The organism is Clostridium sp. AM27-28 (genome assembly GCF_003480955.1).
In the GTDB taxonomy this organism is placed as follows: Bacteria; Bacillota; Clostridia; order Lachnospirales; family Lachnospiraceae; genus Otoolea; species Otoolea fessa.
This window is the reverse complement of the sequence record NZ_QUJT01000003.1, coordinates 182,248-196,156: the sequence shown is the minus strand read 5'-3', so window position 1 is coordinate 196,156 and position 13,909 is coordinate 182,248. Positions and strand designations below refer to the sequence as shown.

At 53.1% G+C, this 13,909-nt stretch carries 8 protein-coding genes; 7 read left to right on the top strand and 1 reads right to left on the bottom strand.

The window, feature by feature from the left end:
- Window positions 1–20: 20 nt before the first annotated feature.
- The 7 genes from DW720_RS05350 to DW720_RS05320 all read left to right on the top strand — a co-directional run bounded on the left by DW720_RS05350 (window position 21) and on the right by DW720_RS05320 (window position 12,537).
- Window positions 21–785 carry a peptidoglycan recognition family protein gene (locus DW720_RS05350; RefSeq protein ID WP_118522660.1) on the top strand — a complete coding sequence of 255 codons (765 nt, stop codon included), beginning with the start codon at window positions 21–23 and terminating at the stop codon, window positions 783–785.
- Window positions 786–817: 32 nt separating this feature from the next.
- Window positions 818–2,587: an arginine--tRNA ligase gene (argS, locus tag DW720_RS05345; RefSeq protein ID WP_118628537.1), complete on the top strand. Its 1,770-nt coding sequence runs from the start codon at window positions 818–820 to the stop codon at window positions 2,585–2,587.
- 22 nt (window positions 2,588–2,609) lie between these two features.
- Window positions 2,610–5,837: an SNF2 helicase associated domain-containing protein gene (locus DW720_RS05340; protein WP_118749326.1), complete on the top strand. Its 3,228-nt coding sequence runs from the start codon at window positions 2,610–2,612 to the stop codon at window positions 5,835–5,837.
- A 105-nt stretch (window positions 5,838–5,942) separates the two neighbouring features.
- Window positions 5,943–7,625 carry an ABC transporter ATP-binding protein gene (locus tag DW720_RS05335; RefSeq protein WP_107000415.1) on the top strand — a complete coding sequence of 561 codons (1,683 nt, stop codon included), beginning with the start codon at window positions 5,943–5,945 and terminating at the stop codon, window positions 7,623–7,625.
- Window positions 7,622–9,487, top strand: a complete 1,866-nt coding sequence (locus DW720_RS05330; protein ID WP_118749325.1) for an ABC transporter ATP-binding protein — start codon at window positions 7,622–7,624, stop codon at window positions 9,485–9,487. Before DW720_RS05335 ends, DW720_RS05330 begins: the two co-directional genes overlap by 4 nt.
- A 239-nt stretch (window positions 9,488–9,726) precedes the next feature.
- A complete protein-coding gene (locus DW720_RS05325; RefSeq protein ID WP_117795607.1) occupies window positions 9,727–10,713 on the top strand; it encodes a diaminopimelate dehydrogenase in 987 nt (328 codons plus the stop codon).
- A 405-nt stretch (window positions 10,714–11,118) separates the two neighbouring features.
- On the top strand, window positions 11,119–12,537 hold the full coding sequence (locus DW720_RS05320; protein WP_118749324.1) for a D-alanyl-D-alanine carboxypeptidase family protein: 1,419 nt from the start codon (window positions 11,119–11,121) through the stop codon (window positions 12,535–12,537).
- Between the two features lie 113 nt (window positions 12,538–12,650).
- Here DW720_RS05320 and DW720_RS05315 read toward each other — a convergent pair whose 3' ends face one another.
- Window positions 12,651–13,790 (bottom strand): DUF362 domain-containing protein, encoded by a 1,140-nt coding sequence (locus DW720_RS05315; protein WP_118538743.1) that lies wholly within the window; start codon window positions 13,788–13,790, stop codon window positions 12,651–12,653.
- Window positions 13,791–13,909: the final 119 nt, after the last annotated feature.

Below are 13,909 nucleotides of genomic sequence, written 5' to 3'. Positions count from 1 at the left end.
GCTCATGGGGAGTGATAAATATGGAGAACGGAAGAGAAGACCGTCTGCGTCTGGGGGAAGAGGATGAGCCGGGGCGCAGATCTGGTGGCAGGAAGAGGCGTACATCCGGCAGGCAGACGGCAATCCGCCGGGAGCGGACGAGGCAGCAGAAGAAGCGCCGTGTGATGATGCGGCTGTTTTTGTGTCTGCTTATTTTCCTCCTGGGTGCGGGAACAGGCTGGACGCTGCGCGGGAAAATGATCCGCAAGCTGATCGATCCGTCCACGATCGAGATGCCAAACTGGGTTGATGAGCAGCTTCTCACGGTCAACCGATATTCCAGACCGGGGACGAATATCCCGGTCATCAACGGGATCGTGATTCACTATGTGGCAAATCCTGGGACGACGGCACAGCAGAACCATGATTATTTTGAGGGATTGAAAGATCAGAGCGGCAGTAACACTGTTTCCGTCAGCAGCAATTTCGTGATCGGTCTGGACGGCGAGATCATCGAGTGCGTTCCGGTCGGGGAGAAGGCATATGCCTCCAATGAGAGGAATGCGGACACCGTTTCGATTGAGTGCTGCCATCCGGCGGCAGACGGAAAGTTCACAGACGAGACGTATGACTCGCTGGTAAAACTGACTGCATGGCTGTGCAAGCAGCTCGATTTAAGTCCGAAAGACGTGATCCGTCATTATGATGTGACTGGAAAGGCGTGCCCGAAGTATTTCGTGGATCATGAGGATGCCTGGAAGCAGTTCCGCAAGGATGTGAAAAAGGCAATGCGGAAAGATATATAATATACGATATAAATTATGAAAGGGAATCTAGTATGAAAACGATTTTAGATTTGATCGTGGAAGAACTGAAACCGGCGTTTATCGGCTGCGGGTACGATGAGAAGTATATCCGCGTGACGGTATCAAACCGCCCGGATCTCTGCGAGTATCAGTGTAACGGCGCGATGGCAGCTGCCAAAGCGTATAAAAAGAAACCGATCGATATTGCCAATGAGGTGGTGGAAAAGACAGCCGGAAGCAAGATGTTTTCTGAGATCAACGCCGTGATGCCTGGATTTATCAATATCCGCCTGAATCCGTGCTACCTGGCATCCTATGTACAGCAGGTGGCAGAGGATGAAAAGCTGGGACTCAACGCAGCTAAGAAGCCGGAGACGATCATCATCGATTACGGCGGAGCCAATGTAGCAAAACCACTGCATGTCGGACACTTACGTTCCGCGGTCATCGGAGAGAGCATCAAGCGCATCAGCCGCTATATGGGACACCATGTCATCAGCGATGTGCATCTGGGTGACTGGGGATTGCAGATGGGACTGATCATCGAGGAGCTGCATGACCGTCAGCCGGATCTGGTATATTTTGACCCGGATTATACCGGCGAGTATCCGTCGGAGCCGCCGTTTACGATTTCCGAGCTGGAGGATATCTATCCGGCAGCGAGCGCGAAATCCAAGGTAGATGCGGCATTCCGTGAGCGGGCACAGCAAGCAACCTTCAAACTGCAGAGTGGCTATGCACCGTTCCATGCGATCTGGAAGCACATCATGAACGTGTCCTTGAAGGATCTGAAAAAAAACTATGGCAATTTAAATGTATCGTTCGACCTCTGGAAGGGCGAGAGCGATGCGCAGCCATATATTCCGGGACTGATCGAGGATTTACAGAAAAAAGGTCTTGCCTATGAGAGCGATGGCGCGCTGGTTGTCGATATCGCACAGGAAGGGGATGCGAAGGAATATCCGCCTTGTATCGTCCGCAAATCCGATGGTGCGGCGCTGTATGCGACTTCCGATCTGGCGACGATCATCGAACGTGAGCAGGATTTCCATCCGGACCGCTACATTTACGTCGTAGACAAGCGCCAGGAGCTTCATTTTATCCAGGTATTCCGTGTGGCGAAGAAGGCGGGCATCGTCAAAGAAGATACGCCGATGATCTTCTTGGGCTTCGGTACGATGAACGGCAAGGACGGTGGTCCGTTCAAGACACGTGAGGGCGGTGTTATGCGTCTGGAGCACCTGATCAAGAATATTGATGAGAAGGTATATGAGAAGATTCAGGAGAAGCAGAAGGTTCCGGCGGACGAGATGACACGCACGGCGGAGATTGTCGGTCTGGCGGCACTTAAATATGCCGATCTTTCGAATCAGGCGACCAAAGATTACATTTTCGATGTAGACCGCTTTATTTCCTTCGAGGGAAATACAGGTCCACATATCCAGTATATGATCGTCCGCATCAAGTCCATTCTGGAGAAATACAAGGAACTGCGCGGTGCGGATGCTAAAGTGGTTCCGATCCGTCCGGCTGAGAGCGAGACAGAGAAAGCACTTCAGATGGCGCTTTGCCGTTTCGGCGAGGTGACAGAATCTGCATTCTACGAGACGGCGCCGCATAAGCTCTGCCAATACATGGCGGCAGTGGCGGATGCGTTCAATGCATTCTATCTGGAAAATAAGATCCTCTCCGAGGAGGACGCAGCGAAGCAGGCAGCCTTTATCAGCCTGATCACGCTGACCAAGCGGGTGCTGGATACCTGTATGGATCTGCTCGGAATGGAATCGCCGGAACACATGTAATCTGTAATATGGAGGAATCCTCATGAAAATAATAAAAATGTCCGTAGATACCTTCTGGAAGGGCGAAGTACGGGTACAGGGACAGATTGAGGATGAGACAAAGGTATATCAGACAAGAATTTTTATCAAGGGTAGTCAGATCTATGACTACTCTTGTTCTTGTGCGGAGGGAAATTCATTCCGGGGTCCCTGCGTGCATGCAAAAGCGCTTCAGGAGGCGTTTGCCCGCCAGCAGAAAGCCGAGCATACACCGCCGGTTTCGACTTCGCCGGAGATCCGGATGATGATCCGGGAGTACACGAACCGGGAAGTAGCGCGGATTCTGGGCGAGGAAGAGCGGGAACCGGTCTATCTGCATCCCTATTTACAGATCCGGCGCGGCGAAGTGCTTTTGGAGGCACGGATCGGACGGGAAAAACGGTATATTGTGAAAAACCTGCTGGAATTTGCACAGGCGGTTCACAGCGGAAAACGGGTGGAATACGGAAAAGGCATGGCGTTTGAACACGTCCCGTCTGCCTTTGCGCCGGAAAGCCGCCCATTTTTAGATCTTCTGCTGGAGGAGGCGGACGCCTACATACGCCATTATGAGGAGATGCGCGGTCATGCGGGGCTGCCGCTTCCGGTGATGCGGGCGTTAACGCTGGGATCTGCAGCGAGGGATCGGCTGTTTGATCTTTTAGAGGGAAAAGAAGTCCAGACGGAGGACGAGAAAGGTGCTGAACGTGTGTGCCGGGTTGAGCGCAAGGATCCACGTTTCCCGGTGGAGGTGGAAGCAAGGGGCGATGGAATTGCGGTTACGGTTCCATCGGCTCTAACCTCGTTCCGGGGAGAACAGCGTCTGTATGTGGCAGATGGATTGCATCTGTTTGGATGCAGTGAACTGTATACAGAAACGATGGGCGTTTTTCTGGAGCAGATGGAACAGGGCGGAAGAGAGTGCAGAAGCCGGAAAGAGAAGCGGGAGCTGCTGGTTGGAAGCCGGGATATTCCGCTCTTTTATGCGCGGGTGCTGGAAGGCATGGAGGCACTTGGGATCTTGCAGAGCCCGGAGATCGATTGGGAGAAATACCGCCCAGAGGCGTTGAAAGCCCGGTTTGAGTTTGACAGTGATTCGCCGGACGAGCTGCGTCTGCGTCCGACGCTTTCCTACGGAGATTTTACGTTTTCGCCGCTGGCGGACGAGCATGTTCCGCGGGAGATCTGCCGGGATGTACCGGCGGAATTTTATATCAGCCGCCTGATCACGCGGTACTTCTCTTACTGGGAGGATGAGAGCGGCGAGCTGGTGATCCGCGGGGATGAAGAAGCGCTGTACCAGGTTCTGAGCGAGGGAATGCCGCAGTTTCAGGAGGTGGGCGAGGTATGGCTGTCAGAGTCTGTCCGCCATCTGCGCGTCCTGCCCCCGCCGGAAGTGTCGATGGGGGTTTCTCTTGGAGGCGGCTGGCTGGATCTGAAGATTGAGACGGCGGGAATCGACCCGGCGGAGCTTTTGCAGGTACTCAGTGAATACCGCCAAAAAAAGAAATATTACCGCATGAAAAATGGCGAATTTTTGCAGCTTTCGGGCGGCGGCCTGCAGGCGCTTGACAGCCTGACTGCGGATCTGGGACTGACAAAGAGTGAATTTCAGGCGGGGGAGGCGAAGATACCTGCCTACCGTGCTTTTTATCTGGACAGTCTCTCGGGCGACGGCAGGATGAAACTGTTTCAGCGGGATGAAGCCTACGGGATGATGGTGCGCGATCTAAAAACGGCGCAGAGTGTCAGCTATGCGGTTCCGGCGGTGCTGGAAAAGACGCTGAGGGAATACCAGAAGATCGGATATACGTGGATGCGGACGCTGGCGCGGTATCATTTCGGTGGGATCCTGGCAGATGATATGGGACTGGGAAAAACGCTGCAGGTGATTGCGCTTCTGACGGCATTTTATCAGGAAAAAACCGAGCAGAAAGCGGCTGGAAATGAAGGCAGTGGGTCAGAATTACCTCTTCCGTCTTTGATCGTCTGCCCGGCGTCGCTCGTCTACAACTGGGGACAGGAATTTGCCCGGTTTTCGCCGGGGATCCGCGTGCTTCTGATTGCCGGGACGGCGAAAGAACGGCAGGAACAGCTGGAGGAGCAGATGCGGATGGAGGCGTCTGAGGGGGCGCAGGTGATCATCACGTCCTATGATCTGTTGAAACGGGATCGGGCGGCGTATCTGGGACGCACGTTTGAATATGAGATTATTGACGAGGCGCAGGTCATTAAAAATGCAAAGACACAGGGCGCGAAGGCGGTAAAGGAGATTTCGGCGAATGCCCGTTTCGCTCTGACGGGAACGCCGGTGGAAAACCGGCTCAGCGAGCTTTGGAGCATTTTTGATTTCCTGATGCCGGGATTTTTATACAGTTACCGGAAGTTCCGTGAGCGGTATGAGCTGCCGATCGTGAAAAATCAGGATCCGGAAGCATTGACGGCACTGCGGCGGATGACGGGACCGTTTGTCCTGCGCCGCTTGAAAAAGGATGTGCTGCGGGAGCTTCCGGGCAAGGAAGAGAGGATCGTTTATTCGGCGGCGTCGGGGCGGCAGCAGAAGCTTTATACGGCGTCGGCGTTGAAACTGAAAGAGGCGCTGGCTGGCGGCGCGTGGTCGGGTAATGGAAAATTGGAAGTGCTTTCCCAGCTCATGCGGCTGCGCCAGATCTGCTGCGATCCGGCACTCTGTTTTGAAGATTATACGGGGGAATCGGCGAAGCTGGAGACCTGTGTTTCGCTGATCGCATCAGCGTCTGCGGCGGGACATAAGATCCTGCTCTTTTCCCAGTTTGCCTCGATGCTGGAGCGGATTCGGGAACGCCTTTTACAGGAGGGCATTTCGTCCCATCTTCTGGTCGGCGCGACCCCGAAGGAGGAACGCAGCCGGATGGTGCAGGCGTTTGCCTCGGATGAGGTTCCGGTGTTCCTTATTTCCCTGAAAGCCGGGGGAACGGGACTCAACCTGACGGCGGCGGATATCGTGATTCATTACGATCCGTGGTGGAATGTGGCAGCGCAGAACCAGGCGACCGACCGCGCGTACCGGATTGGGCAGGAAAAGCCGGTCACGGTATACAAACTGATCTTAAAGGATACGATAGAAGAAAATCTTTTGAAGCTGCAGAATGCGAAGCTTGCGCTGGCGGCGCAGGTGGTTTCAGAGGGAATGGTTTCACTGGGCGATTTGAGCCAGAATGAACTGATGGAGCTGTTTGAACAGAATCCATAAAAAAATTTGCAGAAATAACGGGCAGGAGGAAAAAGCGTGAAGCAATGGAAACGATACAAATCATATATACTGCCATATAAGAGCGCCTTTATTCTGGGACCGCTCATGATGGTAACGGAGGTGCTGGGTGAGATTCTGCTGCCCAAATTTATGTCGATGATTATTAACCATGGCGTGGCGCAGAAAGACGGCGGATACATTCTCAAAATGGGACTTGTGATGGCGATTACCTCCTTTTTGATGGCGGCAGGCGGCATTCTGGGGGCATATTTTGCAGCGAAGGCGTCGATTTCCTTTACCAGCGATCTGCGCCGCGACTTATTTGCCAGAGTGCAGCAGTTTTCATTTAAAAATATCGATACGTTCAGCACGGGATCGCTGGTAACCCGTCTGACGAACGATATCCAGCAGGTACAGAACCTGATTATGATGGGACTTCGGATGATGCTGCGCGCGCCGGGCATGTTCCTGGGGGCGCTTGTGATGGCGTTCTGGATGAATGCGGAACTGGCAGCTGTCATCCTGGTGGTGATTCCGCTTCTGACGGCGGCGATCGTCTGGATCCTACGGACTGCCTACCCGCGGTTTACAGCCATGCAGAAAGCGCTGGATACGCTCAATAGCGGCATCCAGGAGGTGCTGACGAACGTGCGGGTGGTGAAATCCTTTGTGCGGGAAGACTACGAGGAAAAGCGGTTTGCCGACACGAACCGGGAGCTCAAGGAGGCAGGGCTGCGGGCGCTGAAGATCGTAATTGCGACGATGCCGGTCATGATGTTCGCGATGAATGTGACGACACTGGCAGTTGTCTGGTTCGGCGGAAACCTGATTATCGGCGGACGGATGGCGGTCGGAGATCTGACGGCATTTACGACCTACATTGTACAGATTCTGATGTCACTTATGATGCTCTCAATGGTATTTTTGCAGAGTTCCCGCGCGATGGCGTCCATCCGGCGAATCGATGAGGTGCTGGATGAGCCGATTGATCTGAGCGATGAAAATGCATCACAGAAGGATCGGAAGGTTGAGAAAGGACGCGTGGAATTTAAGGATGTTTCCTTTTCCTACCGCGAAGGCGGTGAGCCGGTTCTATCCCACATCAGCCTGACGGCAGAGCCGGGAGAGACGATCGGCATCCTCGGTGCGACCGGAAGTGGAAAAACGTCGCTGGTACAGCTGATTCCCCGCCTCTATGATGTGACAGAGGGGAGTGTGCGGGTGGATGGTATCGATGTGCGGGAGTATTCCCTGAAAAATCTCCGGGACGGCGTTGGCATGGTTTTACAGAAAAACGTCCTGTTTTCCGGCACGATCGAGGAAAACCTGCGCTGGGGTGATGAGACGGCGACGGAGGAAGAAGTGCGGCGGGCAGCAGTGTATGCGCAGGCAGATTCCTTTGTGAATTCGTTTGCCGAAGGCTACAAAACGGAGATGGGACAGGGCGGCGTCAATGTATCCGGCGGTCAGAAACAACGGCTGTGCATCGCAAGGGCACTCTTAAAGAAGCCGAAGATCCTGATTCTCGACGACAGCACCAGTGCGGTCGATACGGCAACGGAGGCGGCGATCCGGACGGCATTCCGGGAAGATTTGAAAGATACGACGAAATTTATTATCGCACAGCGGCTGAGTTCGCTGGAATACGCGGATCGGATTCTCGTCCTTGAGGACGGCAGGATTATCGGAGAGGGAACGCAGGAGAAGCTGCTGGCATCCTGTGAGGCGTACCGGGAGATCTATGAGACGCAATATGGAAAACGGGCAGACGGGGAGGGGATGGCATGATGGATGAAAAACAGATTGAAAGCCTGAAACGCCGATATGGCAGCCGCATAGCCGACGCGACGAAACGCCGCCGGGGACCGGAACGGATGGCGGTCATGAAGGGCGGAAAGCCCAAGGCGGGCGGTCAGACGATGCTACGCCTGCTTTCATACTTAAAACGCGACCGGATGGCGATGACAGTCGCCTTTTTCTGTGTGATCCTGGGGACGGTGACGAATCTGGCGGGCGCCTATATGCTGCGCCCGATCATCAACCGGTATATTGTGCCTTTAGATGGCAGCCGGGGCGATGTGGCGGGGCTGTTCCGTTCCCTGTGCGTGATGGGATCGGTTTATTTAGTCAGCGTTGCCGCTGCCTATATGCAGTCGCGCATCATGCTGCAGGTGGCGCAGAACGCGCTGCAGCGGCTGCGGGAAGAGCTGTTTAACCATATGCAGACGCTTCCGCTCCGGTTTTATGATACCGGCAGCAACGGCGATCTGATGAGCCGTTTTACAAACGATGTGGATACGATCGGCATGATGCTCAGCAGTACGCTGGTGCAGCTTTTATCCGGCGCACTCAGTATTGTGGGAACGCTGGTGCTGATGATTTACACGAACGTGTGGCTGACGGTGATTACGCTTGCCATGATGCCGGTGATGCTGCGTGCCGGTAAATTTGTTGCTGGACGGAGCCAGAAATATTTCTCTGCCCAGCAGGCGGCGCTTGGCGCGATGAACGGCTATATTGAGGAGACTGTGCAGGGGCAGAAGGTCGTCAAGGTATTCTGCCATGAGGAGATCGCAGAGGAAGAATTTGGATGGCTCAATGCGGATCTGAAAGAAAAACAGATCCGGGCGCAGTTTTTCGGCGGTGTGATGGGACCGGTCATGAACAATTTAAGCCAGTTAAATTATGGACTGACAGCCTGCATTGGCGGTCTGCTCTGTGTGTTCCGGAACTTTGATGTCGGTGGACTGACCGTATTTTTAGGTTTTTCGCGGCAATTTTCCAGACCGATCAACGAGCTTTCCATGCAGGTTGGAAACGTATTTTCGGCGCTGGCAGGCGCGGAGCGCGTGTTTGCAGTGCTGGATGCGGAACCGGAGGCGGCAGATGCGCCGGATGCGGTTTCGATCGCGCCGATCCGCGGTGAGGTGGTGCTTGACCATGTGACTTTCGGCTATGAGCCTGGGCAGGTGATTTTGAAGGATATTTCGCTCTATGCGAAGCCGGGACAGAAGATCGCCTTTGTCGGTTCGACGGGAGCCGGAAAAACGACGATCACGAATCTGATCAACCGTTTTTATGATATACAGGGCGGCTCGATCACGGTGGACGGCGTCGATGTCCGCCGGATGCACCGGAAGGAGCTGCGGGAAAATATCGCGATGGTTCTGCAGGATACCCATCTTTTTACCGGCACGGTACGGGAAAATATTCGATACGGGCGGCTGGATGCCACGGATGAAGAAGTTGTTGAGGCGGCAAAAACGGCATCGGCGCATTCCTTTATCATGCGTCTGCCGGATGGGTATGACACGATGCTGGAGGGCGACGGTGCAAACTTAAGCCAGGGACAGCGCCAGCTATTAAACATTGCGCGGGCAGCAGTTTCTAAAGCACCGATCCTGATTCTGGATGAGGCGACGAGTTCGGTCGATACGCGGACGGAGAAGCACATCGAGCACGGCGTGGACCGGCTGATGGCGGACCGGACGACCTTTGTCATCGCCCACCGGCTTTCGACAGTCCGCAACGCCAATGCGATCATGGTGCTGGAGCACGGGCAGATCATTGAGCGCGGCGACCATGAAGATCTGTTGGCGCAGAAAGGGCGGTATTTTGAGCTGTATACCGGAAAGAAGGAGCTGGAATAAGGCTTTAGATGAGAATTTATTTCCTGTATGCGCGAACACCCATATATTGAAAAACGGATGGATCTAGTGTATAATGGGGACACTCGAAATTTTGTAACAGTTTAGTAGGTCTGCGCATTTACTGCGCGTGACTGTGAAGGTGCTGAACAGTTACGAAATTTTTAAGTAAAATCGAGTCACGGAACCTGGAAAATAGAGATGGATCCGTGGCAAATTTTGTACCGTTAGGAGGAATATCTATGAGTATCCGAGTTGGAATTTTAGGATATGGAAATCTGGGACGCGGCGTGGAGTGTGCGATCCGCCAGAATCCGGATATGGAACTGAAAGCAGTATTTACACGGCGTGCGCCGGAAACGGTCAAGATCCTGACCGAGGGCGTACCGGTTTATCATGTAGATGAGGCAGAGGCGAAGAAAGACGAGATCGACGTTTTGATTCTCTGCGGCGGTTCGGCTACGGATCTGCCGGTTCAGACCCCGAAATATGCACAGTGGTTTAACGTAGTGGACAGCTTCGATACCCATGCAAAGATTCCAGAGCATTTCGCAGCAGTCGATGAGTCCGCACAGAAATCCGGAAAGGTTGGCATCATCTCCGTTGGCTGGGATCCGGGTATGTTCTCCCTGAACCGTCTCTATGCAGCTGCATGCCTGCCGGAGGGCGAAAATTATACATTCTGGGGCAAGGGCGTCAGCCAGGGACATTCCGATGCGATCCGCCGGATCGAGGGCGTCAAGGATGCCAGACAGTACACAATCCCAGTTGAGAGTGCACTGGAGGCAGTCAGAAGCGGCAGCAGCCCAGAGCTGACCACCCGCGAAAAACACACCAGAGAGTGCTTTGTTGTGGCAGAAGAGGGCGCGGATCAGGCAAAGATCGAGAATGAGATCAAGACCATGCCGAACTACTTTTCTGATTATGACACAACGGTTCATTTCATCACCGAAGAAGAACTGAAACGCGATCACAACCGTCTCCCGCACGGTGGTTTCGTACTCCGCAGCGGTAAGACCGGCTGGAACAAAGAGAACCACCATATCATCGAGTACAGCTTAAAGCTGGATTCCAACCCGGAATTTACTTCCTCCATCATCGTGGCATACGCACGCGCGGCATACAAGATGAACCAGGAAGGCCAGAAGGGCTGCAAGACCGTCTTTGATGTGGCACCGGCGTATCTGTCGGCAGAGAGTGGGGCAGATCTGCGGAAGAAGTATCTGTAAAAATTTATTAAATAAAAGTAGAAAGCGTCTGGAATGCAGAAGATCTGCATGACAAGATGGATTCTGTGACGCACAGCGTATGCAAAGGCGGCGTTAACTGGAAACCGGCGAAGCTGGTCAACGATTTAAAGAGGAGATACAAAAAGAATCAAGCGGTAGCTGGAGGAGCTGAATGTCCTTCGGCTACCTGTTTTTGTAATAAAATTGTAATAATTTCAAATTTTCCTTTCAACTTGTATTGTCTCTTAAAATGAAGTAAAATGTAAGACAGATTTGCATGATTTGTACCTGCGCAGCACTGGCAAAATCCGTTAAAGTCCGCGCAATGAGTGAACGTAACTTTACGTTTGCGGGAGCTGTCGGGTAGGAGAAAAGCGAAAATACATACAGGAAGGACAATATACGATGAATAAATGGAAAAAATCCGTGCGTTCCCTCTGCCTGGGAATGGCACTTATGATGTCTGTGTCATGGACTGCATTTGCTGCGACAGACGGGGCGACCGGTCCGGGACAGGCGGCAGGAGGCACGGTCTCCGGCGCAGTTCCTTCGGGAACAACGGTTACTTCACAGAATGCAGCTCAGCCGACGGTGGCAGCGCAGGGCGCAGTGCTCTATGATGCGACGCACAACCAGTTCCTGTTTTCCAAGAATGCAGATACGCAGTATTATCCAGCCAGCATCACGAAGCTGATGACGGCGCTTCTGGTAGCGGAAAACTGTAATCTGAGTGATACGGTAACCTTTTCCCAGACGGCAGTTTCGAATCTGGAATCGGGCGCGGTGACGCTGCAGGTCAAGGCGGGTGATACCTTTACGGTTAAGGACTGTCTCTATGGTCTGCTTTTAAAATCGGCAAATGAGGTGGCAAACGGACTGGCGGAGCACGTGTCCGGCAGTGTCAGCGCGTTTGCGGATAAGATGAATGAGAAGGCAGCGTCCTTAGGATGCACGCATACGCATTTTGCAAATCCGAATGGTCTGAACAATGCGAACCATTTTACAACCGCACATGATATGGCGCTGATTGCAAATGCTACATTCAATAATGCGACGGTGCGTCAGGTTGCATCGACCCTGCATTACGATTTCCCGGCGACTGCCAGCGTGCCGACGGTGCGGACGCTTACGATGGGACATAAGATGCTCAATCCGGCAAATTCCCAGTACTATGAGGGAATCATAGGCGGAAAGACCGGTTATACCTCCCTGGCAGGCAACACGCTGGTAACGTGTGCAGAGCGAAATGGCGTGCGCCTGATTGCAGTTATTTTAAAGAGTTCGCAGACCCATTATGACGATACGAAAAAGCTGCTGGACTATGGTTTTGCGGTGGCGGGAAGCGCATCCGGCACATCGGCTGGCACGAACACCTCGGTATCGGATGCGGCGAACAACAGTACGTCAAATTCTAGCAAGCCGTCCGGCAATACGACCAGCACAAATACCTCGTCTTCCGGCAGTCAGGGCGGACCGGGTAGCTCTGGATCTGGCAATACAGCTGCTCAGGGCGACGGTGCGTGGCAGCAGTTTGGAAATGAATGGAAATACCTGAAAGCAAACGGAACCTACGCGGCAAATGAGAGTCTCCTGATCAAGGGAGAGACATACTATTTCCATGCAGATGCGTGGATGGCGCGTGACTGGCAGATGGTAAATGGCTCCTGGCATTATTATACCGAAAGCGGGGCTATGGCGAAGAGCCGATGGATTCAGACGAATGGATACTGGTATTATGTGAGTGCTGACGGAGCATTGTTTGTCAATGGAACGACACCGGACGGATATAGAGTCGATGCGAATGGTGTCTGGATTCAGAAATAAAGAAGAGCATAAAACGGAGCCGACCGGCAGAAAAGACCGGGGCGGCTCCGTTTTTCACAGCTCTGCGGCCGCAAAAAGACCGGCGGCACAGCTGGCAGATGGGGGTGATGTTATTATAGTGTGATCAATTCATACTCCCGGCTTCCCAGACCGATCTTCTCCGCGTGTGCCAGGCAGCTTTTCCACTCAGATTCTGGTGTGGAATTTGTGAAATGGTCATGGTGATCGTGGAAATCCGGATCAGCAAGATGTTTTGCAAGCTGGCTGCCCGGCATCGGAGCAGCGGCCAGACAGGCGTCCACACAGGCCTGATCGAGTGCCAGCGGATCGAAAGAAGCAAACATACCAAGATTTGGAAGGATCGGTACGTCATTTTCACCGTGGCAGTCGCAGTTCGGGGAGACGTCAACGACCAGGGAAATATGGAAGTTTGGACGTCCATCCACAACGGCTTTTGTGTATTCCGCCATACGGCAGTTTAATAGCTCGTTGGCTGCGTTGTTGTCAAATTCGATCGCGTCAAAGTTGCAGGCGCCGAGACACCGTCCGCAGCCGACGCAGTGCTCAGCATCCACGTGCATTTTTCTGGAGGCTTCATCGAAAACGAGACCGCCGTTGGCACATTCCTTCTGACAGCGGCGGCAGCCCCGGCAGAGCTTTTCCTTGACGTGTGGTTTTCCACTGCTGTGCTGATCGGTCTTACCGGCGCGAGAACCGCAGCCCATGCCGATATTTTTGATCGTACCGCCGAAGCCGGTCATCTCATGTCCCTTGAAATGGGTCAGGCTGATAAAGACATCGGCGTCCATGACGGCGCGGCCGATCTTAGCTTCTTTGATGTATTCGCCTCCGGCCACCGGAACAGCGATGTCATCGGTGCCTTTTAATCCATCACCGATGATGATTGGACATCCAACAGTCAACGGGGTAAATCCGTTTTCCCAGGCGCATTCCAGGTGCTCGAGCGCATTCTTGCGGCTGCCTGGATACATCGTATTGCAGTCTGTTAAAAATGGTTTGCCGCCCAGCTCTTTGATGACATCAACAACGGCTTTGGCATAATTCGGACGCAGATAACTGATATTTCCAAGTTCACCAAAGTGCATCTTGATAGCGACAAATTTACCATCCATATCGATGGAACCGATCCCAGCTTTACGGATCAGTTTTTTTAATTTGGCAGGGAGACCGTCGCCAAATGCAATGGTGTGGAAATCTGTAAAATATACCTTTGCTTTTTCGGTTTTTGACATATGAATACCTCCTGATAGATGGCTTTTTTTGATTTTTTTCTCAGTCGAGAAGACGCCCACCTCTTTAGGTGGCGAGTAATAGTAAAGTGATAAAAATATCAATTCTATTATACCGGAAT